The following is a 21780-nucleotide window of genomic DNA, read 5'->3' as shown; positions in this document are numbered from 1 at the left end:
TAGAGAAATGCAGGCGGCCTATGAAAAGGCCGCCTTTCGCACATCAGGGGCGTGCTCGTCAGGATCGTCTCTCATGCCCCGTACAAGTACGGATGGAAATCATCACGATTGGTTCTCACTATGACAGCGATGATGGCTTATAATCGTCTTTCGCTTTGGTCCGGTGCACTCAGCGTTTGCGCCATTATCGCGATCATTCGACCTGCCCACGCCGATCCGCGTGCGGTCGTCGAACTCTTCACCTCTCAGGGTTGTTCGTCCTGCCCGCCCGCCGACAAGATCATCGGCGAGCTCGCCAAGGACCCTGAGGTTATCGCGCTCAGCATGCCGATCGACTATTGGGATTACCTAGGGTGGAAAGACACGCTGGCCGATTCGCGCTTCAGCGCGCGCCAGAAAGCCTATTCGCATGTGCGTGGCGACCGTGACGTCTATACACCCCAAGTTATCGTTAACGGATCGGCGAAGGTGATCGGCAGCGATCGCGCCGGCATCGAGACCGCGATCAAGGACACCGCGACCGAGGGCGTGATGTCGATACCGGTGACGATGTCACTGTCCGGCAAGCAGATCAACGTTTCGGTGGCAGCGAGCAGCGCGCCGCGCGCCCGCCATGGCGAAGTCTGGATCTGTTCGGTCTCAAAGGCGGTGCCGATCTCGATCGGGCGCGGCGAGAATCGCGGCCGCGAGATCACCTACCACAACGTGGTGCGTAATCTCCTGAAGGTCGGCGACTGGAATGGCAGCGCGGGAAGCTGGACCGTGCCGATCGAGAACATCACGCGCGAAGGCGTCGATGCCGCCGTTGTCTACGTCCAGGACGGCAGTCGCGACAAGCCGGGCCCGATGCTCGGCGCGGCCATGACGCCCCTGCGGTAAGGTCGAGCCTAAACCCAACTTTCGTCATTGCGGGGGCCCGCGCTCGACCCCGGAACCCACGCGATTGCTTCTGCATTGCGGGTTTCAAGCACGCTGATTGGCGAGCGCGGTGCTCTAGCCAGTACTGTACTGTTGGAATGATGCTTGGGGAGACCCCGAAAGGGCGAAACTCAAAAAGAAAAAGGACCAACTCACGTTGGCCCAGTCAAAAGGGAGTTAACTCCCCTGCGAACAGGCCCGGTCCCGACGGCCCCGGGGGGCTGGGGGCTGAGGAATCCGGAACCGAAAGAACCGGGCCAACGCAGGATTTTCTTTTCGCAGGGTAGCGGGGCGGGCGGTGGGCGGAAGTGGGGCAGCAATAAGATTCTTTCTAACGATACTGTGACTCCCGGAAAATCTTCCCATATGCCGCGCGGCCGGCCGCGAACCCTTGCGGTGCTGGCCGGTTAGCGCAATCATGTCACACGGATGACAGGAGGCGCTTGATGATATCGATATCGGAGGACACTGATCCAAGCGGGCTTCGCGCGGCGGCGCGACCCGCCGCTACCAGCCCGCTACAGAACCGCGTCACGTTCAATCGTCTCGAACTCAATCGGATCCTCAATCTCTATGGCCGCATGGTCGCCGACGGCGAGTGGCGCGATTACGCCATCGACTTCCTGAAGGATCGCGCCGTGTTCTCGGTGTTCCGCCGCGCCTCCGAAGTCCCGATCTACCGCATTGAGAAGGACCCGCGGCTCACTCGCAAGCAGGGCATGTACAGCGTGATCTCGGCGACCGGCCTGATCCTGCGCCGCGGCCATGAGCTGGAGCGCGTGCTGCTCGTGATCGACCGCAAGCTGGCGGTCGTGTAGCGACCTTTCAGTTCGTAGCCCGGATGGAGCGCAGCGCAATCCGGGACATCTCGCGTGGCGTGACCAGCCCCGGGTTGCGCTGCGCTCCACCCGGGCTACGAATCATCCTCAGCCGGCACCGTGGTCGCGCCGTCGCCGAGCGGGCGCTGCATCATCACCGTGTCGAGCCAGCGGCCGAACTTGAGGCCGACGCTGGGGTGGGTTCCGATCAGCGTGAAGCCGGTCTTGACGTGAACGCCGACGGAGCCGGCGTTGGCGGAATCGCCGATCACCGCGATCATCTGCCGGTAGCCGCGCGCCTCGCATTCGCTGATCAGCCGCTGCATCAGCTGCAGGCCGATGCCGCGGCGGTGGATCGACGGATCCAGATAGATCGAATTCTCCACCGTGAAGCGATAGGCCGGACGCGGGCGGTAGGCGCTCGCATAGGCGTAGCCGACCACGCGTCCGTCAAGGATGGCGACGAAATAGGGGAAGCCGCCATCCGTCAGCGCCCTGAAGCGGCGCGTCATCTCCGCCAGGTCGGGCGGGACCAGCTCGAACGTCGCTGTGCCGAAGCGCACGGCGTGCTCGTAAATCGTGGTGACGGAGGGAAGGTCGGCCTCGGTGGCGGGCCTGATCTCGGCGGCGGACATGACAGCAAGATAGCAGCGGGGTTCCGGAGAGCAACCGCTCTCGTTGTCCGTCATGGCCGTGCCTCACCCGGGCCATCCACGCCTTTCTCGCCAATGGTGGACGTGGATGCCCGGGACGAGCCCGGGCATGGTGCAGAGAGGACAAACGAAAAGCCCCGGCGGTGAGGCCGGGGCTTTGTTTGTCGGTTCTCCCGGAGCGCTTAGTCGCGCTGGCCGAGGAGCTGCAGGAGCAGCGTGAACAGGTTGATGAAGTTCAGGTAGAGCGAGAGTGCGCCGGTGATCGCCGCACGCTCGGCAATCGCGCCACCCTGCGAGGCGTAGCCGTAGATGTAGTCGTTCTTCAGCCGCTGGGTATCCCAGGCGGTGAGACCCGCGAACACCAGCACGCCGACCACCGAAACGATGAACTGCAGCGCCGAGCTCGCCAGGAACAGGTTGACCAGGCTCGCGATGATGATGCCGATCAGGCCCATGAACAGGAACGAGCCCATGCCGCTCATGTCACGCTTGGTGGTGTAGCCGTAGAGGCTGAGCGCACCGAAGGTCGCCGCGGTGATGAAGAACACCCGCACGATCGAGGTGTGCGTATACACCAGGAAGATCGACGACAGCGAGAGGCCCATCAGCGCCGAGAACACCCAGAACAGGAGCTGGGCAGTCGCGGGCTGCAGCCGGTTGATGCCGGCCGAGATCACGAACACCATCACCAGCGGCGCGAGGATGAACAGCCACTTCAGCGGGCTGACGAACATCGCATAGCCGAACTGCGTCAGGTAGGCGTTGCCGAACTTCGCAACGGCTGCGGACGGATCCGCCGTCACCGCCGCCATATAGACGCCGAGCGCGGCCAGGCCAGTGATCGCCAGGCCGATGGTCATGTAGTTGTAGATGCGCAGCATGTAGGCGCGCAGACCGGCGTCGACCGTCGCAGTGTCAATGCGACCGGCTGCCCGGCCGAAGGGAGAGGCATAGTTACGGTCTAGGTCCGACATTGTCGAATTCCCGTGGTTGTTCCGGTCGCAAGGGATTTGCGGCGCCGGTATAATCTATCTCAGATAGCGCGGCCTGCGGACATTAAAATCCGTGTCATCAAACCGCCCATCCGACCCAAGCTGTATGTGGGAAACTAACACAACCGCCGCAACCTTCCACGCGCGGCTGAATGTCGCTCTGGCCCCTGTTTCAAGGCAAAACCGGCATTAACCGAGGTCGTTCCCCGCTTCAAATTGTCACAAATTCCGCAACACTGCGGCAGGCTTCTGGTTCAGGGCCAACAATGTGCCGGCCAGTCCGAGCCCGACTGTGACGATCAGGGCCGCCACCACCACCGCAGCTGCGCTGCCGGCCTCCCAGACGAAACTCAGCGTCATCAGGCGGGTGACGATCAGCCAGGCGGCGATCGAACCGGCGAACACGCCGAACAGCGCGGTGGCAAAGCCGATCATCAGATATTCGAGCGCATAGGCGCCCAGCAGGCGGACGCGGGTGGCGCCGAGTGTCTTCAGGATCACCGCGTCATAGACGCGGTGGCGGTGGCCGGCGGCGAGCGCGCCACCCAGCACCAGGATGGCCGAGATCAGCGTCACCGCGCTGGCGCCGCGGATCGCCAGCACGAGATTGGTGACGACGCTGCCGATGGTCTCCAGCGCCTCGCGGACCCGGACGCTCGTCACCATCGGGAAAGCGTCGGCGACCTGCTTGATGATACGGGCGTCGTCGGACGGGGACGGATGCGCCTCGGTCAAGGTCGCCACGTGGCTGTGCGGCGCGCCCTTGAAGGCGTTCGGCGAAAACACCAGCACGAAATTGATGCCGAGCCCCTGCCAATCGATGTTGCGGAGATTGGCGATCTTCGCCGAAATATCGCGGCCGAGCACGTTGACGACGATCTCGTCGCCGATCTTGAGCCTCAGCCCGTCGGCGATCTTCTTCTCCATCGAGACTAGCGGCGGGCCATGATAGTCGGCGCCCCACCACTCGCCCTCGACGATCTTCGAGCCCTTGGGAACCTCCCCGGTGTAGGTCAGGCCGCGGTCGCTCTGAAGCACCCATTCGGCGTCGAGCGCCGGCTTCAGCTCGTCCGCCTTGACGCCGCGTGCCGCAACAATGCGTCCGCGCAGCATCGGCACGTCCTCGACCGTTCCGTCCGGCGTGGTCTCTTTGAGGAAAGCGCTGAACCGGTCGGCCTCGGTGGACGGAATATCGATGAAAAAGAACGAGGGCGCGCGGTCGGGCAGGGCGGCGAGGAACTGGCGGCGCAGATTGCCGTCGATCTGGGTGATGGTGACGAGTACTGCGAGCCCGAGGCCGAGCGAGAGCACCACCGACGGGGTCAGCGCGCCGGGCCGGTGGATGTTGGCGACCGCGAGTCGCACCATAGTGATCCGACTCCGCGGCAGCCTGCGCGCCAGCGCCATCAACCCGGCAGCGATCAAACGCAACAGCACGAAGACTGCGATGGAAGAGGCGACGAACACGGCGGCGACGCGCTTATCGTAGGAAAGTCCGATCGCAACGGCGATCAGCAGCGCGATCACCGCGGCCATCAGCGCCAGATAGCTCCAGCGCGGCCGATGCCATTCACTCGCGACCGTATCGCGGAACAGCGCGGCCACCGGCACGTCGTGCACCCGGCCGAGTGGCCACAGGCCGAACGCCAGCGCGGTCAGGAGACCGTAGACGAACGACAATGCGAGTTCATCGGGATGCAGCGCCGGGACCACCGGCAGCGGCAGCAGCTTCCCGAACACGCCGACGATGACGAAGGGCAGGGCGGCGCCGAGCGCAAGTCCGATCACCGAGCCGATGGTGGCGAGCACGATCACCTGGGTCAGATAGATCGTGAAGACGTCGCGGCCGGTGGCGCCGAGCGCCTTGAAGGATGCGATGACGTCGCGCCGGCGGTCGATATGACTCTTGACCGCGTTGGCGACGCCGACGCCGCCGACCAGCAGTGCAGCGAGGCCGACCAGGGTCAGGAACTGGGTGAAGCGGTTGATGTTGCGTTCGAGCTGCGGCGAGGCATTGTCGCGGCTGCGGATCTCCCAGCCGGCTTCGGGCAGCGCATTGCGTGCGCTATCCATGAAGGTGGTGGTCGCGCGGTCGTCATTCGCATTGGCCGGCAGCTTCACACGGTAGACCCAGCGCACCAGGCTGCCGGGCTGCAGCAACCCGGTTGCACGCAGGCCGGCCTCGCTGGCGAGGAAGCGGGGGCCAAGGCCAACACCGCCGACGAGCTTGTCCGGCTCGGACTCGATCACGCTGCGGACCTGGAACGTCGCGCCGCCGATGGTGACGTCGTCACCGAGCTTCAGGTCGAGCCGCGCCAGCAAGGTCGAATCGACGCCGGCGCCGAACACGCCGTCGCGCTCGGCGAGGAGGTCCGAGACCGGCATCTTCGGATTGAGCGTCAGTTCGCCGAGCAGGGGATACGACCCGTCGACGGCCTTGAGCTCGACCAGCGCCAGCGCGCCCGCCGGATTGCGCGCCATCGCGCGCAGAGTTGCCCCGACGGAGACGTCGCCATGCGTGCGCAGGAACGCGATTTCGGCCGGCTTGGCCTCGCGCTGCATCAGGGAAAAGCTGACGTCGCCGCCGAGCAGCGAACGGCCTTCGCGCGTAAGCCCCTCGCTCAGACTAGCCGCCACCGAGCCGACGCCGGCGATGGCCATCACGCCGAGCGCGATGCAGGCGATGAAGACATAGAAACCGCGCAGGCCGCCGCGCAGCTCGCGTAGCGCGTAGCGGAGCGCGAGCGATGGTGCACGGCTTGTCGTGACAGCCTCGACAGCAATGCTCATGCGGACTGTCCGTCGATCCGTCCCGAGCGCAGTCGCACCACGCGGTCGCAGCGTTGCGCCAGGGAAGAGTCGTGGGTGACGAGCACCAGCGTCATGCCGCGCTCGGCATGTTTGGTGAACAGCAGGTCGACGATCTGCTTTCCGGTCGTCTCATCGAGGTTGCCGGTCGGCTCGTCCGCGACCAGGATCGCGGGATCGGGCGCCAGCGCACGCGCGAGCGCCACGCGCTGTTGCTCGCCGCCGGAGAGCTGCGTCGGATAGTGGTGCAGCCGGTGGCCGAGGCCGACCGATGTCAGTTCCGTGGCGGCGCGTTCGGCTGCGTCGGGATTGCCGGCGAGTTCGAGCGGCACCGCGACATTTTCGAGCGCCGTCATGGTAGGGATCAGGTGGAACGACTGAAAGACGATGCCGACCTGGCGGCCGCGGAAACGCGCCAGTGCGTCCTCATCCAGCGTATTGAACGGCGTGCCGTTGACCACTACCTCGCCGCTGTCAGGACGTTCCAATCCCGCCATCACCATCAACAGGGTCGACTTGCCTGAGCCTGACGGCCCGATCAGTCCGATCGCTTCCCCCGATGCCACACGAAGGCTGATATCTTTCAGGATATGAACGCGGGCCGCACCGGAGCCGAGCGAGAGGTTGACGTTGGAAATGGAAATGGTGTCCGACGCGGCGTCGGAAAGCGAAGAGGGTTCGATGAGACTGTCCATGGCTCGGTCATATGGCACTTCCGCCGCACGGGTCGAGGGCCGGATTGCGACATTCGTGCACATACTTTTGTTGATTGTGACCTTGATGACAGCAGCCACCGCCTATGCGCAGGGGCCATCGGCAGGAGCGGCCAAACCGGTCAAGATGGTGGTGGTGGGCGACTCCTTGAGCGCCGGACTTGGCCTTCCGGCCAACGCCTCGTTCCCCGCGAAACTGCAAAAAGCCTTGGAAGCCAAAGGGATAAAGGTCGATATGATCAACGCCGGGGTGTCCGGCGACACCGCCTCCGGCGGCCGCGAGCGGCTCGACTGGTCGGTGCCCGAGGGAACCGATGCCGTCATCCTCGAACTCGGCGCCAACGACGCGCTGCGCGGCGTCGATCCGGCGGTGACCCGTGCAGCTCTCACCGACATTCTGTCGCGGCTGAAGGCGCGCGGAGTGGCGGTGCTCATCTGCGGCATGGTTGCGCCCCCCAACTACGGCACCGACTACGCGGCGCGCTTCAATGCGATCTATCCCGAGCTTTCGAAATCCTTCGGTGTGCCGCTCTACCCGTTCTTTCTTGACGGTGTCGCGGCGGACGCCAAGCTCAACCAGGCCGACGGCATGCACCCCACCGCCGACGGCATCGACATCATCGTGAAAAATATCCTGCCCACCGTGGAGGCATTCGTTGGCACGATCTCCGGGCAGCGGAGTTGAAAAACAGGCAGTGGACAAGCCTGGCTTGCGGTTTTTCCGTAGGTTTACGAGCTGTTAATGTCGCGTGCTTCGCAGAGTCATATAAGTCGGCTAGAAATAATCACCGGTGATTCGCTGCCGGGCTATTCTCAGCGAGGGCTCTTCGAGCTCACGCTACCGCATCGAGGATCTTGCGATGCCGCGTCTGTTCACTGGACTGGAAATCCCGGCCGAGATCGGCCAGACCCTTTCCGGCTTGCGTGGCGGCCTACCCGGCGCACGCTGGATCGATCCCGAAAATTACCACGTCACCTTGCGCTTCATCGGCGATATCGACGGCGCCTACGCCAACGATATCGCGTCGATGCTGCTGCGGATCAACCGCAAGCCGTTCGAGGTCAAGCTGCAGGGGCTATCGAGCTTCGGCGGACGCAAGCCGCGTGCGGTGGTTGCCTCTGTCGAGCCGAGCAAGCCGCTGATCGAGCTGCAGGCCGAGCTTGAGCGGTTGATGCAGCGTATCGGACTCGATCCGGAAGGGCGCAAGTTCACACCGCATGTCACGCTGGCGCGGTTGCATGACGCTTCGAGTCGGGACGTTGCCGATTATCTCTCGGTGCGCGGCTACTTCCCGAGCCGCACCTTCCTGGCGTCGCGCTTCGTGCTGTTCTCCTCGCGCGCCTCGACCGGCGGCGGACCGTATGTGATCGAGGATTCATACGCGCTGAGCGCGTGAACGCCTCCCGCTTCAGGTCAGGGCGGCGATGGCGACATGGGGACGCCCCGGGGCCAATCACCGGGGCATGACCGCCGTTAGAATTTGTCATAGCCCCGGCCCCATTCACGGCTTGCAATTTTCTGTCCCATAGGGCCGTAAGAGGGCATGCTCTCCACCTCGCCGAGTTCCTTCCGCGCGCATTATCAGGCTCTCGTTGATTCCGGGGCAATCGAAGCCGATCCGGAACAGGCCCGCGTCGCCGACGCCTTCGGCGCGCTCGAGGACCGTCTTGCAAGCTACAAGCCCTCGCGCAAGCAGGGCCTGCTCGGCCGGCTGTTCGGCGGCGACAAGAACGAACCACCGCGTGGGCTCTATGTCCATGGCGAGGTCGGCCGCGGCAAGACCATGCTGATGGACCTGTTCTTCCAGCAGTGTCCGATCGAGCACAAGCGCCGTGCCCATTTTCACGAGTTCATGGCGGAAGCGCATGAGCGAATTTTCGGCTATCGGCAGCAGATCGCGCGCGGCGAGATCGGCGATACCGACGTGATCGCGCTGACCGCGCAGGCGATCTTCGATGAAGCCTGGCTGCTCTGCTTCGACGAATTCCACGTCACCGACATTGCGGATGCGATGATCCTGGGGCGGCTGTTCGCCAAACTGTTCGAACTCGGCACCGTCGTGGTCGCGACCTCCAACGTCGCGCCGGAAGATCTCTACAAAGGCGGGCTCAACCGCGCGCTGTTTCTGCCCTTCATCGCGCAGATCTCCGACCATATGGATGTGCTGCAGCTCGATGCGCGCACCGATTTCCGCCTGGAAAAACTAGCCGGCGCGAAGATGTGGCTGGTGCCCGTCGATGAGGAGGCGGAGGCCGCGCTGAATACGGCCTGGGCCAGGATGACCGGCAAAGCGCCCTGCAAGCCGCGCGAAATTCCGATCAAGGGACGCATCCTGCACGTGCCCTGCTCGTCGCACGGCGTCGCGCGGTTCAGTTTTGCCGAGATTTGCGAGGAGCCGCTGGCGGCCTCCGACTATCTGAGGCTCGCGCACGATTATCACACCATTCTGATCGATCGGATCCCGGTGATGGATCTGGCCGATCGGAACGCCGCCAAGCGCTTCATCTCGCTGATCGATACGCTCTATGACAATGCCGTGAAGCTGATGGCCTCCGCCCAAGCGAACCCGGTGTCGCTTTACCTTGCGACCGAGGGTGTCGAGGCCAATGAATTCAAGCGCACGTCCTCGCGCCTGATCGAAATGAGCTCCGCCTCCTATCTGGCGCTTCCACACGGGAAGCGAAAGGATTCCACCGCCAGCGGCTCGAGCACGGGGCTGGTCGAAACGTAGAGTCCCACGCACTCATTCCGGGGCGCGCGTTCGCGCGACCGGGGTGGCGACGGCCTGGAACGACAGTCGTGCTGGTATGCCTCTGATCAGGATGCGGAGCCGGCCCGACAAATGGGCATGGCCGCGACTTGAATGGATCATTCGAAAGGGATAACCAGCGAGCCAGTCTGCTATCCATCCTCCTCTTTGTGCTCAAAGGACAGATTTCCCATGGCGCGCGACAAGATTGCTTTGATTGGCTCCGGCCAGATCGGCGGAACGCTGGCTCACATGATCGGCCTGAAAGAGCTTGGCGACGTCGTGCTGTTCGACATCGCCGAGGGCGTGCCGCAGGGCAAGGCGCTTGATATCGCGCAGTCCTCGCCGGTCGACGGCTTCGATTCCAGTCTGGTCGGCGCCAATTCCTACGAGGCGCTCGATGGCGCCAAAGTCTGCATCGTCACCGCCGGCGTGCCGCGCAAGCCCGGCATGAGCCGCGATGATCTGTTGAGCATCAATCTGAAAGTGATGGAGCAGGTCGGTGCGGGCATCAAGAAGTATGCCCCCGATGCCTTCGTCATCTGCATCACCAACCCGCTCGACGCCATGGTCTGGGCGCTGCAGAAGGCCTCCGGCATGCCGAGCAAGAAGGTCGTCGGCATGGCCGGCGTGCTCGATTCCGCGCGCTTCCGCTATTTCCTCGCCGATGAGTTCAACGTCTCGGTCGAGGACGTCACCGCCTTCGTGCTTGGCGGTCATGGCGACACCATGGTGCCGCTGACGCGCTACTCGACCGTCGCCGGCATCCCTCTGCCCGATCTGGTCAAGATGGGCTGGACCTCGCAGGCGCGCATCGACGAGATCGTCGACCGGACCCGCAATGGCGGCGCCGAGATCGTCAACCTCCTAAAGACCGGCTCGGCCTTCTACGCGCCGGCGGCGTCCGCGATCGCGATGGCCGAGAGCTATCTGAAGGACAAGAAGCGCGTGCTGCCCTGCGCCGCCTACCTCAACGGGGAATACGGCGTGAAGGACATGTATGTCGGCGTGCCCGTGGTGATCGGCTCCAAGGGCGTCGAGCGCGTGGTCGAGATCGAACTGGCCGGCAAGGACCGCGAGGCCTTCGACAAGTCGGTCGGCGCGGTGCAGGGTCTGGTCGACGCCTGCAAGAAGATCGCGCCCGATCTGCTCGGTCATTGATTTCGTTCAGTCTTCGGCCCCGATCGGGGCCGAAAGCATTTTCCAGGTTGCAGTTCTCTTGGTATGTGGTATGCCAACTACCAAGGTGAACTGTAGAACTCGCCGTACAAGGTTTTGGGGAGCGTCCCGATGAATATCCACGAGTATCAGGCCAAGGCACTGCTGCACGAATTCGGCGTGCCGATCTCGCGCGGCGTACCCGTGCTCAAGCCTGAAGATGCTGAGGTGGCGGCCAAGACGCTTCCCGGCCCGATCTGGGTGGTGAAGAGCCAGATCCATGCAGGCGGCCGCGGCAAGGGCAAGTTCAAGGAAGCCTCCGCCGGCGACAAGGGCGGCGTGCGGATCGCCAAGTCGGTGGCTGAAGTCGCCGCATTCGCCAAGCAGATGCTCGGCGCCACGCTGGTGACGGTGCAGACCGGGGTGCATGGCAAGCAGGTCAATCGCCTCTACATCGAGGAAGGCTCCGACATCGACAAGGAGTTCTATCTCTCGATCCTCGTCAACCGCGAGACTTCTGAAGTCTCGTTCGTGGTCTCGACCGAAGGCGGCGTCAACATCGAGGACGTCGCGCACTCCACGCCGGAAAAGATCGTCACCTTCTCCGTCGATCCGGCCACCGGCATCATGCCGCATCACGGCCGCACCGTCGCCAAGGCGCTGAACCTTTCCGGCGATCTCGCCAAGCAGGCCGAGAAGCTCGTGAGCCAGCTTTATGCCGCCTTCACCGCCAAGGACATGGCGATGCTGGAGATCAATCCGCTCGTCGTCACCAAGCAGGAACAGCTCCGCGTGCTGGATGCCAAGGTGGCGTTCGACGACAACGCCATGTTCCGCCATCCCGAGGTCGCCGCGCTGCGCGACGAGACCGAGGAGGATGCCAAGGAGATCGAGGCATCGAAATACGACCTCAACTATGTCGCGCTCGACGGCACCATCGGCTGCATGGTCAACGGCGCCGGGCTTGCCATGGCGACGATGGACATCATCAAGCTCTACGGCATGGAGCCCGCGAACTTCCTCGACGTCGGCGGCGGTGCTAGTGTCGAAAAGGTGGCCGCAGCGTTCAAGATCATCACCGCCGATCCCAACGTGAAGGGCATCCTGGTCAACATCTTCGGCGGCATCATGAAGTGCGATGTGATCGCCGAGGGTGTCGTCGCGGCGGTCAAGCAGGTCGGCCTGAAGGTGCCGCTGGTGGTGCGGCTCGAAGGCACCAATGTCGAGCAGGGCAAAAAGATCATCAACAACAGTGGCCTCAATGTCGTGCCCGCTGATAATCTCGATGACGCAGCGCAGAAGATCGTGAATGCCGTCAAGGGAGGCTAGCAATGGCGCAGGACCATCTTGCCGCACCGTCACCGCTTCCGGAGCACAAGAAGCTCGGAGTATTTGCGGGTGAATGGGCCGGCGAGGAGGTGGTCTATCCGTCGCGCTGGAACCCGGGCGGTCCAGCCACCTCGCACGTGGTGGCGCGCATCGATCTCAACGGCTTCTACCTGATCCAGGACTCGCGGCAGATGCGCGACGGCACGGAGATATTCGCCACCCATGCCCTGTTCACCTACGACCGCGACGACCGGCTCTACAAATTGTTCTGGCACGATTCGCTCGGCTACTATCCGCCGTCGCCGGCGTCCGGAAGCTGGGTCGGCAAGACCCTGACGCTGGTACGCGGCTCGCTGCGCGGCAATGCGCGTCACCTCTACGAGGTCGTCGACGACAACAGCTACACCATGAAGATCCAGTTCTCGCCCGACGCGGAAGGATGGGCCGACGTGCTCACCGGCGTGTATCGGCGTGTCCACTAAGCATGATCCGGAAAACAGGGGTGCCGGTTTTCCACGAGGATCATGCTCACAAGTAAACCTGTCACCGGCGTTTCGCGAAAGCATCTGAAGACATGTCCATCCTGATCGACAAGAACACCAAGGTCATCTGCCAGGGTTTCACCGGCAAGAACGGCACCTTCCATTCGGAAGCGGCGATCGCATACGGGACCAAGATGGTCGGCGGCACCTCGCCCGGCAAAGGCGGCTCGACCCATTTGGGCCTGCCGGTGTTCGACACGGTGCGCGAGGCGCGCGAGAAGACCGGCGCGGATGCGTCGGTGATCTATGTGCCGCCGCCGGGCGCGGCGGACGCGATCTGCGAGGCGATCGATGCGGAAATCCCGCTGATCGTCTGCATCACCGAAGGCATCCCGGTGCTGGACATGGTGCGCGTCAAGCGCTCGCTGTCGGGATCGAAGTCGCGGCTGATCGGGCCGAACTGCCCGGGCGTCATGACCGCCGGCGAATGCAAGATCGGCATCATGCCGGCCAATATCTTCCGGCCCGGCAGCGTCGGGATCGTTTCGCGCTCGGGCACGTTGACCTACGAGGCCGTGTTCCAGACCTCGCAGGAGGGACTCGGCCAGACCACGGCCGTCGGCATCGGCGGCGACCCGGTCAAGGGCACCGAGTTCATCGATGTACTGGAAATGTTCCTGAAGGACGAGGCGACCAAGTCGATCATCATGATCGGCGAGATCGGCGGCTCGGCCGAAGAGGATGCCGCCCAGTTCATCAAGGACGAGGCCAAGCGGGGCCGCAAGAAGCCGATGGTCGGCTTCATCGCCGGCGTCACGGCCCCTCCCGGCCGCCGCATGGGTCATGCGGGTGCGATCATCTCCGGTGGCAAGGGCGACGCCGGTTCCAAGACGGCCGCCATGGAATCGGCCGGAATTACCGTTTCTCCATCGCCTGCACGGCTCGGGCATACCCTTGCTGCAAAATTGAAGTCCTGATTCAGTCCTTGGTTCTTTTCGGCGCGAAGTTTAGGATTAGATAGGGTAAACCATCCTATCTCAGCCAGCCGGCCTTCCGGGCCGGCTGCTTGCGCCATCGCTTGCGCGCGAACCGAAAATCACCAGGACGCTATCATGTCTCGCCAGGACGCGAACGCCGCTTTTGCCCTCTCCTCCTTTTTGCAGGGCACCAACGCCACCTACATTGACGACCTCTATGCCCGCTACGAGCAGGACCCGGCATCGGTCGACGCCGACTGGCAGGAATTTTTCAAGAGCCTGAAGGACACCCCCGCGGACGTCCAGAAGAACGCGGAAGGGCCGTCCTGGAGCCGTTCCAACTGGCCGGTGACGCCGCGTGACGACCTGACCTCGGCGCTCGACGGCAACTGGGCGCAGGTCGAGAAGGCGGTCGGCAACAAGATCGCCGCCAAGGCACAGGCCAAGGGCGCCGAGCTTTCGCCCGCTGACGTCAACCAGGCGACCCGCGATTCGGTCCGCGCGCTGATGTTGATCCGCGCCTACCGTATGCGCGGTCATTTCCACGCCAAGCTGGACCCCCTCGGCATCGAGGCGCCGCGCGATCGCGAAGAGCTCGATCCGCGCACCTACGGGTTCACTGAAGCCGATTTCGACCGCAAAATCTTCCTCGACCACGTGCTCGGGCTCGAATACGGCACGTTGCGCGAAATCGTTGCGATCTGCGAGCGCACCTACTGCCAGACGCTCGGCGTCGAATTCATGCACATCTCCAATGCCGCGCAGAAGGCCTGGATCCAGGAGCGCATCGAAGGCCCGGACAAGGAGATCAGCTTCACCCGCGAGGGTCGCCGCGCGATCCTGAACAAGCTGATCGAGGCCGAAGGCTTCGAGAAGTTCTGCGACCTCAAGTTCACCGGCACCAAGCGCTTCGGTCTTGATGGCGCTGAAGCGCTGATCCCTGCGCTGGAGCAGATCATCAAGCGCGGCGGCAATCTCGGCGTGAAGGAGATCGTCGTCGGCATGCCGCATCGCGGCCGCCTCAACGTGCTGACCCAGGTGATGGGTAAGCCGCACCGCGCGCTGTTCCACGAATTCAAGGGCGGTTCAGCTAATCCCGACGCGGTCGAAGGCTCCGGCGACGTGAAGTACCACCTCGGTGCTTCCTCGGACCGCGAGTTCGACGGCAACAGCATCCATCTGTCGCTGACCGCCAACCCCTCGCATCTCGAGATCGTCGACCCCGTTGTGCTCGGCAAGGTGCGCGCCAAGCAGGACCAGCATGGCGATCCGCCTGACATGCGCATTTCGGTGCTGCCGCTCTTGATGCATGGCGACGCGGCGTTCGCCGGCCAGGGCGTGGTGGCGGAATGCTTCAGCCTGTCCGACCTCAAGGGTTATCGCACCGGCGGCTCGCTGCATTTCATCGTCAACAACCAGATCGGCTTCACCACCTATCCGCGCTACTCGCGCTCCTCGCCCTATCCGTCCGACGTGGCGAAGATGATCGACGCGCCGATCTTCCACGTGAACGGCGACGATCCGGAAGCGGTGGTGTTCGCAGCCAAGGTCGCGATCGAGTTCCGGCAGAAGTTCCACAAGCCCGTAGTCATCGACATGTTCTGCTACCGCAGGCATGGCCACAACGAGGGCGACGAGCCGGCCTTCACCCAGCCGGTGATGTACAAGAAGATCGCTTCGCATCTGTCTACGCTGGAGATCTATGCCAGGCGGCTGGTCGGCGAAGGCGTCGTCACCGAGGGCGAGGTCGAGAAGGCCAAGGCCGACTGGCGCGCCCGGCTCGATGCCGAGTTCGAGGCCGGCGCCAGCTACAAGCCGAACAAGGCCGACTGGCTCGACGGCAAATGGGCCGGCTTCAAGATCGCGGACCAGGAAGAGGACGCGCGCCGTGGCGTTACTGGCGTCGACGTCGCCGTGCTCAAGGATATCGGCCGCAAGATCACCAAGGTGCCGGATGGCTTCCGCGTCCACCGCACCATCCAGCGCTTCCTCGATAACCGCGCGAAGGCAATCGACGGCGGTGTCGGCATCGACTGGGCGACCGGCGAGGCGCTGGCGTTCTGCTCGCTGCTGGAGGAAGGCCACCACGTCCGCCTGTCCGGCCAGGACTCCGAGCGCGGCACGTTCTCGCAGCGCCACTCGGTCTTGATCGACCAGGAGGACGAGAGCCGTTACACGCCATTCAACCATCTCGGCGGCGACCAGGGCCACTACGAGGTCATCAACTCGCTGCTGTCGGAAGAAGCGGTGCTCGGCTTCGAATACGGCTACTCGCTCGCCGAGCCGAATGCGCTGGCGGTCTGGGAAGCGCAGTTCGGCGACTTCGCCAACGGCGCACAGGTGGTGTTTGACCAGTTCATCTCGTCGGGTGAACGCAAGTGGCTGCGCATGTCCGGCCTCGTCTGCATGCTGCCGCACGGCTATGAAGGGCAGGGGCCCGAGCATTCCTCGGCCCGTCTCGAGCGCTACCTGCAGATGTGCGCCGAGGACAACATGCAGGTGGTCTACCCGACCACGCCGGCCAACCATTTCCACGTGCTGCGGCGGCAGCTGCACCGCGAGATCCGCAAGCCGTTGATCATGATGACGCCGAAGTCGCTGCTGCGGCACAAGCGCGCCGTCTCGCGGCTCGAGGAACTGGCCAAGGGGACGACCTTCCACCGCATCCTCTACGATGACGCGCAGATGCTGCCGGACGAGAAGATCAAGCTGCAGCCGGACGCCAACATCCGCCGCGTCATCCTGTGCTCGGGCAAGGTCTATTACGACCTTTACGAAGAGCGCGAGAAGCGCGGCATCGACGACGTCTATCTGCTGCGCATCGAGCAGCTCTACCCGGTGCCGCTGAAGGCGCTGGTGCAGGAGCTCGGCCGCTTCAAGGGCGCCGAGGTGGTGTGGTGCCAGGAAGAGCCGCGCAACATGGGTGCCTGGCACTTCATCGAGCCTTATCTCGAGTGGGTGCTGAACCAGATCCACGCGCCGAACAGGCGTCCGCGCTACGCCGGCCGCGCGGCCGCTGCAGCGACCGCCACGGGCTTGATGTCGAAGCATCTTGCGCAGCTCAAGGCGTTCCTGGACGAGGCGCTGAACTAACATTCAATCCGTCATGCCCCGCGAAAGCGGGGCATCCAGTAACCAGCGCCGCCGGTGCTTGATTGCAGCCGCTGCGGGGCCACTGGATCCTCAGCCCCGGTGCGCAATCGCGCACAAGGCGGAGGATGGCCACCAGAGTTTATGACCGCACAGGTTGTTTTAAGGAAACGAGACCCATGACTGAAATCCGCGTTCCGACGCTAGGCGAATCCGTGACCGAGGCCACCATCGGCCGCTGGTTCAAGAAGGCCGGCGATGCCGTTGCCGTCGACGAACCCTTGGTCGAGCTCGAGACCGACAAGGTCACGATCGAGGTGCCGGCGCCTTCCGCTGGCACGCTGGGCGAGATCATCGCCAAGGACGGCGAGACCGTCGCGGTCGGTGCGCTGCTCGGCCAGATCAATGATGGCGCCGCAGGCGTTGCGGCCAAGCCGGCCGCTGCACCGGCACCGGCCAAGCCCGCGGCTGCGCCGCCGCCTCCGGCTGCCGCCGCGCCGGCACCTGCACCTGCGCCATCAGCGCCGAAGACACTCCCTGCCGATACGCCGCTGGCGCCATCGGTGCGCAAGCTCTCGGTTGAAAGCGGGATCGACGCCACCACCGTGCCGGGCTCCGGAAAGGATGGCCGCGTCACCAAGGGCGATATGCTGGCGGCGATCGAGCGGGCGGCTTCCGCGCCGACGCCGGTCAATCAGCCAGCGGCCTCCGTGCAGGTGCGTGCGCCGTCACCGGCGGATGATGCCGCGCGCGAAGAGCGCGTGAAGATGACGCGGCTGCGCCAGACCATCGCGCGGCGGCTGAAGGATGTGCAGAACACGGCGGCGATGCTGACGACCTTCAACGAGGTCGACATGAGCCACATCATGGCGCTGCGCGCCCAGTACAAGGACGTGTTCGAGAAGAAGCACGGCGTCAAGCTGGGCTTCATGGGCTTCTTCACCAAGGCCTGCGTGCAGGCATTGAAGGAGATCCCGGCCGCGAACGCCGAGATCGACGGCACCGACCTGATCTACAAGAATTACTACCATGTCGGCATCGCCGTCGGCACCGACAAGGGCCTGGTCGTGCCCGTCGTGCGCGACTGCGACTACAAGTCGATCGCGGAGATCGAGAAATCGATCGCCGATTTCGGCCGCAGGGCGCGTGACGGCCAGCTCAAGATCGAGGAGATGCAGGGCGGCACCTTCACCATCACCAATGGCGGCATCTATGGCTCGCTGATGTCGACGCCGATCCTGAACGCGCCGCAGTCCGGCATTCTCGGCATGCACAAGATCCAGGACCGCCCGGTGGTGGTCGGAGGCAAGGTCGAGATCCGTCCGATGATGTATCTGGCGCTGTCCTACGATCACCGCGTGATCGACGGCAAGGAAGCCGTGACCTTCCTGGTCCGCGTCAAGGAAAGCCTGGAAGATCCGGCGCGGCTGGTGCTGGACCTCTGATCTTGCTTTCGCACGGCGGCTGACTCTGTTCGGCCGCCGAGACCGTGTTGCGTAAATATTTAGGGGCGAATGTGACGGATAAGGTCGTTGTCATCACCGGCGGCAGCCGCGGCATCGGCCGCGCCACCGCCATCGCCGCGGCGGCGCGAGGCTTTCGCGTTGTTGTCGGCTACGCCAGCAACCAGGCGGCTGCCGACGAAGTCGTCTCCGCGATCGAGGCCAGCAATGGCAAGGCGATCGCGGTGAAATGCGATGTCGGCAGCGAGGCCGATATCCTCGCGCTGTTCAAGGCAGCCGACGAATTCGGCACGCTGGGGGCGCTCGTCAACAATGCCGGCATCGTTGGCCCCTCGACGCGGGTCGAAGATATGTCAGCCGAGCGCATTCAGCGCATGATGGCGGTCAACGTCACCGGCAGCATGCTGTGCGCGCGCGAGGCGGTGAAGCGGATGTCGACGCGCAACGGCGGCAAGGGCGGCGTCATCGTCAATCTCTCGTCGGTCGCGGCCAAGCTCGGCTCGCCCAACACCTATGTCGACTATGCCGCGTCGAAAGGCGCGATCGATTCCTTCACCATCGGCCTCGGCTATGAGGTCGCGGACGAAGGCATTCGCGTCGCCGCGATCCGGCCGGGCCTGATCGATACCGACATTCATGCCTCCGGCGGCGAACCCGATCGCGCCCATCGCCTCGCTCACATGGTGCCGATGAAGCGCGTCGGCACCGCAGAGGAAATCGCCAACGCCATCGTCTGGCTGATGTCGGACGATGCGTCATATGTGACAAGCGCCATCCTTGATGTCTCAGGCGGCCGCTAATACCTGTCACGAACTTCAGCAGCAGGATTTTTGAAATGGCCTCTTATGATCTCGTCGTCATCGGTACCGGGCCCGGTGGATATGTCTGCGCGGTGCGCGCGGCGCAACTTGGCATGAAGGTCGCTGTGGTCGAGAAGAACCCGACGCTCGGCGGCACCTGTCTCAACGTCGGCTGCATGCCGTCGAAGGCGCTGTTGCACGCGTCCGAGATGTTCGAGGAAGCCGGGCATTCCTTCGCCAAGATGGGCGTCAGCGTATCGGCGCCGAAACTCGATCTGCCCTCGATGATGAACTTCAAGCAGCAGGGCATCGACGGCAACGTCAAGGGCGTCGACTTCCTGATGAAGAAGAACAAGATCGATGTGCTGAAGGGCACTGGCAAGATCCTTGGCGCGGGCAAGGTCGAGGTTTCCGCCAACGGCAGCACGCAGACGGTCGAGACCAAGAACATCGTGATAGCCACCGGCTCCGATATCGCGCGGCTGAAGGGCATAGAGATCGACGAGAAGCGCATCGTCTCGTCAACCGGCGCGCTATCGCTCGAGAAGGTGCCGGAGCGGCTCTTGATCATCGGAGCCGGCGTGATCGGGCTCGAGCTTGGCTCGGTGTGGAGGCGCCTCGGCGCGGAGGTCATGGTGGTCGAGTTCCTCGACCGCATCCTGCCCGGTATGGACGGTGAGATCGCCAAGCAATTCCAGCGTCTCCTCGAAAAGCAGGGCTTTGCGTTCAAGCTCGGCACCAAGGTGACCGCCGTGGATACCTCGGGCAAGACGCTGTTGGCCAAGGTCGAACCCGCCGCGGGCGGGCCTTCGGAAACGATCGAAGCCGACGTGGTGCTGGTCTCGATCGGCCGCGTGCCCTACACCGACGGCCTCGGCCTGAAGGAAGCGGGCGTTGCGCTCGACAATCGCGGCCGCGTGCAGATCGACCCGCATTTCGCGACCACCGTGAAAGGCATCTATGCGATCGGCGACGTCGTTGCCGGGCCGATGCTGGCGCACAAGGCCGAAGATGAAGGCGTGGCGGTTGCCGAGATCATCGCGGGCCAGGCCGGCCACGTGAATTACGACGTTATCCCAGCCGTCGTGTATACCACGCCGGAAGTCTCTTCGGTCGGCAAGACCGAGGAAGAGCTCAAGCAGGCCGGCATTGCCTACACCGTCGGTAAATTCCCGTTCACCGCCAACGGCCGCTCCAAGGTGAATCAAACCACGGAAGGATTCGTCAAGGTTCTCGCGGATGCGAAGACCGATCGGGTGCTCGGCGCGCACATCATCGGCCGTGAGGCTGGTGAAATGATCCATGAAGCCGCGGTTCTCATGGAATTCGGTGGTTCCGCCGAGGATCTGGCCCGCACCTGCCACGCCCATCCGACCCGCTCCGAAGCGATCAAGGAAGCCGCGCTTGCGGTCGGCAAGCGGGCCATCCATATGTGATCGACGCCCGGCCCGAGCAGGGTCCGTAAAGGACTATGCTCGAAGGTAAATTCTGGCCGGGGTCGAGACAACAGATGCTGCGCCGCCTGCTTCAGCCTTTCTGGATCCTGCTCGCGATCATCTTCCTGATCGAGGCGTGGCTTTGGGACCATCTCGAGCCGATCGTGGCGCGCGTGGTGGCGCTGATTCCGCTACGCGCCTTCAAGCAGTGGCTAGCCGATCGGGTCGATTCGCTGTCGCCGGCTATGACGCTGATCGTGTTCATCGTGCCGGTGATCCCGCTGTTTCCGCTGAAGCTGGTCGGCCTTTGGCTGCTCACCCATGAGCATTGGATGAGCGCGATCGGCACCATCCTGTTCGCGAAATTTCTCGGCGTCGGCGTTACCGCTTTCATCTTCGACGTGACCCGGCCGAAGCTTCTGGAGATGCCCTGGTTCGAGGCGCTCTATGAATTCGTACTGAGGATGCGGGCGAAAGCAGCCGCGCTGGTCGATCCGATCAAGCAGCGTATCCTCGAGATACTGCGCGGCGATGGCAACGGCTGGTCGGCGCGAACGTTCCGGCTGATCGCGCGCTTTCGCAAGAGCGTGCACCAGGCGCGGTGATCTCTTACTTCACCCCTCCCGCAAGCGGGAGGGGGGAGCACAGCGGCCTCTATTGATCAAATCAATGCAGGTGCAGCACATGCGGCGCGTACAGGCCGAACGCGGTCACGACGATTCCCGCGAGCGTCAGCAGGCCTGAGACCCAGGCCAGCGCGAGGATGCCGGTGATGATGGTCGCCGACGCCAGCACGATCGCGATCTGGAAGGCCGCCGAGGCGATCTCGAAGTGGTGGTATTTTGCCGTTGCCTCGTCGCGCTCATGCTCGGCATGTTTGGCGCGCGCGGCGAGTTGCTCGGTGCCTTCGCCGGTTTCGGGCTCGGAGCGATAGCGCGCCGCCGTCTTCTGCCAATCCTCGATCTGCTTCTGAATGGCCGCCCTGGCGGCGTCGTCTGTCGCGGTGGCAAGGGTCAGCTTGCCCTGCTCGGCGGCCGTCTGCACCGCGGTGCGGCGGATGCTCTTGGCCTGGAAGAACGCCCACAGGTTCGACGCTTCGACGTTCTTGCTGATCGATTCGGTCTGCGCCCCCTTGCCGAGGGTCTCCGAGAGCGCCAGGAACAGCGCGATCACGGCAATCAACAGCGCGATCTTCTTGTTCGAGCCGGAAGCATGCTCGGCGTGTTCCGCATGCTCCATACTTTCGTGTGCGCTCATGATTCCCCTCTCCGATAGGTCCCGCCGTCACGATTGCCGAAACGACAACGCTTACGCAAGTGCCAAGCGGATGTGACGCGAGCGTGTCAGGATGAACACAGCATCGCCCCTCGCATGAGGAAAACGCGTCAAGACG

General features: G+C 63.8%; 19 protein-coding genes. 14 read left to right on the top strand and 5 right to left on the bottom strand.

From position 1 onward, the window contains the following. Positions 1 to 120 precede the first annotated feature (120 nt). Both K288_RS0118195 and K288_RS0118190 read left to right on the top strand, forming a co-directional pair. Positions 121 to 879, top strand: coding sequence for a DUF1223 domain-containing protein (locus K288_RS0118195; RefSeq protein ID WP_027580850.1), 759 nt, complete (start codon positions 121 to 123; stop codon positions 877 to 879). Positions 880 to 1364: 485 nt separating this feature from the next. After that, a complete protein-coding gene (locus K288_RS0118190) occupies positions 1365 to 1736 on the top strand; it encodes a DUF2794 domain-containing protein (RefSeq protein ID WP_027580849.1) in 372 nt (123 codons plus the stop codon). A gap of 95 nt (positions 1737 to 1831) precedes the next feature. On the opposite strand, the gene K288_RS0118185 is transcribed toward K288_RS0118190, so the two are convergent. The 4 genes from K288_RS0118185 to K288_RS0118170 all read right to left on the bottom strand — a co-directional run bounded on the left by K288_RS0118185 (position 1832) and on the right by K288_RS0118170 (position 6884). Further along, positions 1832 to 2371, bottom strand: coding sequence for a GNAT family N-acetyltransferase (locus tag K288_RS0118185; RefSeq protein ID WP_027580848.1), 540 nt, complete (start codon positions 2369 to 2371; stop codon positions 1832 to 1834). A 200-nt stretch (positions 2372 to 2571) separates the two neighbouring features. After that, positions 2572 to 3363 carry a Bax inhibitor-1/YccA family protein gene (locus tag K288_RS0118180; RefSeq protein WP_027580847.1) on the bottom strand — a complete coding sequence of 264 codons (792 nt, stop codon included), beginning with the start codon at positions 3361 to 3363 and terminating at the stop codon, positions 2572 to 2574. Positions 3364 to 3600: 237 nt separating this feature from the next. Further along, positions 3601 to 6171 (bottom strand): ABC transporter permease, encoded by a 2571-nt coding sequence (locus K288_RS0118175; RefSeq protein ID WP_027580846.1) that lies wholly within the window; start codon positions 6169 to 6171, stop codon positions 3601 to 3603. Beyond that, entirely contained in the window at positions 6168 to 6884 is a 717-nt protein-coding gene (locus K288_RS0118170; protein ID WP_027580845.1) for an ABC transporter ATP-binding protein, read from the bottom strand. Before K288_RS0118170 ends, K288_RS0118175 begins: the two co-directional genes overlap by 4 nt. A 55-nt stretch (positions 6885 to 6939) precedes the next feature. Here K288_RS0118170 and K288_RS0118165 point away from each other — a divergent pair, with 55 nt between their 5' ends. The 12 genes from K288_RS0118165 (at position 6940) to K288_RS0118110 (ending at position 20992) form a co-directional block, all read left to right on the top strand. Continuing rightward, positions 6940 to 7587, top strand: a complete 648-nt coding sequence (locus K288_RS0118165; protein ID WP_027580844.1) for an arylesterase — start codon at positions 6940 to 6942, stop codon at positions 7585 to 7587. Between the two features lie 175 nt (positions 7588 to 7762). After that, positions 7763 to 8299, top strand: a complete 537-nt coding sequence (gene thpR / locus K288_RS0118160) for an RNA 2',3'-cyclic phosphodiesterase (protein ID WP_027580843.1) — start codon at positions 7763 to 7765, stop codon at positions 8297 to 8299. 147 nt (positions 8300 to 8446) lie between these two features. Continuing rightward, the gene (zapE, locus tag K288_RS0118155; RefSeq protein ID WP_027580842.1) at positions 8447 to 9634 is read left to right on the top strand and encodes a cell division protein ZapE; all 1188 of its coding nucleotides are present in this window, start codon (positions 8447 to 8449) and stop codon (positions 9632 to 9634) included. Between the two features lie 210 nt (positions 9635 to 9844). After that, positions 9845 to 10813, top strand: a complete 969-nt coding sequence (gene mdh, locus K288_RS0118150; RefSeq protein ID WP_027580841.1) for a malate dehydrogenase — start codon at positions 9845 to 9847, stop codon at positions 10811 to 10813. Positions 10814 to 10942: 129 nt separating this feature from the next. Further along, positions 10943 to 12139 (top strand): ADP-forming succinate--CoA ligase subunit beta, encoded by a 1197-nt coding sequence (sucC, locus tag K288_RS0118145; RefSeq protein WP_027580840.1) that lies wholly within the window; start codon positions 10943 to 10945, stop codon positions 12137 to 12139. 2 nt (positions 12140 to 12141) lie between these two features. Next, on the top strand, positions 12142 to 12621 hold the full coding sequence (locus tag K288_RS0118140) for a DUF1579 family protein (RefSeq protein ID WP_027580839.1): 480 nt from the start codon (positions 12142 to 12144) through the stop codon (positions 12619 to 12621). Positions 12622 to 12713: 92 nt separating this feature from the next. Then, positions 12714 to 13598: a succinate--CoA ligase subunit alpha gene (gene sucD, locus K288_RS0118135; RefSeq protein WP_027580838.1), complete on the top strand. Its 885-nt coding sequence runs from the start codon at positions 12714 to 12716 to the stop codon at positions 13596 to 13598. A gap of 135 nt (positions 13599 to 13733) precedes the next feature. Continuing rightward, positions 13734 to 16691 carry a 2-oxoglutarate dehydrogenase E1 component gene (locus K288_RS0118130; protein WP_027580837.1) on the top strand — a complete coding sequence of 986 codons (2958 nt, stop codon included), beginning with the start codon at positions 13734 to 13736 and terminating at the stop codon, positions 16689 to 16691. A 176-nt stretch (positions 16692 to 16867) separates the two neighbouring features. Beyond that, on the top strand, positions 16868 to 18133 hold the full coding sequence (gene odhB, locus K288_RS0118125; RefSeq protein WP_027580836.1) for a 2-oxoglutarate dehydrogenase complex dihydrolipoyllysine-residue succinyltransferase: 1266 nt from the start codon (positions 16868 to 16870) through the stop codon (positions 18131 to 18133). A 71-nt stretch (positions 18134 to 18204) separates the two neighbouring features. After that, positions 18205 to 18951 (top strand): SDR family oxidoreductase, encoded by a 747-nt coding sequence (locus tag K288_RS0118120; RefSeq protein ID WP_027580835.1) that lies wholly within the window; start codon positions 18205 to 18207, stop codon positions 18949 to 18951. A gap of 35 nt (positions 18952 to 18986) precedes the next feature. Next, positions 18987 to 20387: a dihydrolipoyl dehydrogenase gene (gene lpdA, locus K288_RS0118115; RefSeq protein WP_027580834.1), complete on the top strand. Its 1401-nt coding sequence runs from the start codon at positions 18987 to 18989 to the stop codon at positions 20385 to 20387. Positions 20388 to 20461: 74 nt separating this feature from the next. Further along, on the top strand, positions 20462 to 20992 hold the full coding sequence (locus K288_RS0118110) for a hypothetical protein (protein WP_027580833.1): 531 nt from the start codon (positions 20462 to 20464) through the stop codon (positions 20990 to 20992). Positions 20993 to 21053: 61 nt separating this feature from the next. Here K288_RS0118110 and K288_RS0118105 read toward each other — a convergent pair whose 3' ends face one another. Then, entirely contained in the window at positions 21054 to 21644 is a 591-nt protein-coding gene (locus K288_RS0118105; RefSeq protein ID WP_027580832.1) for a DUF4337 domain-containing protein, read from the bottom strand. Between the last annotated feature and the right edge of the window lie 136 nt (positions 21645 to 21780).

It is taken from the genome of Bradyrhizobium sp. Ai1a-2 (assembly GCF_000426245.1).
Lineage (GTDB): Bacteria > Pseudomonadota > Alphaproteobacteria > Rhizobiales > Xanthobacteraceae > Bradyrhizobium.
The sequence above is the reverse complement of the archived record's forward strand: the minus strand, read 5'-3'. Positions and strand labels throughout refer to the sequence as shown.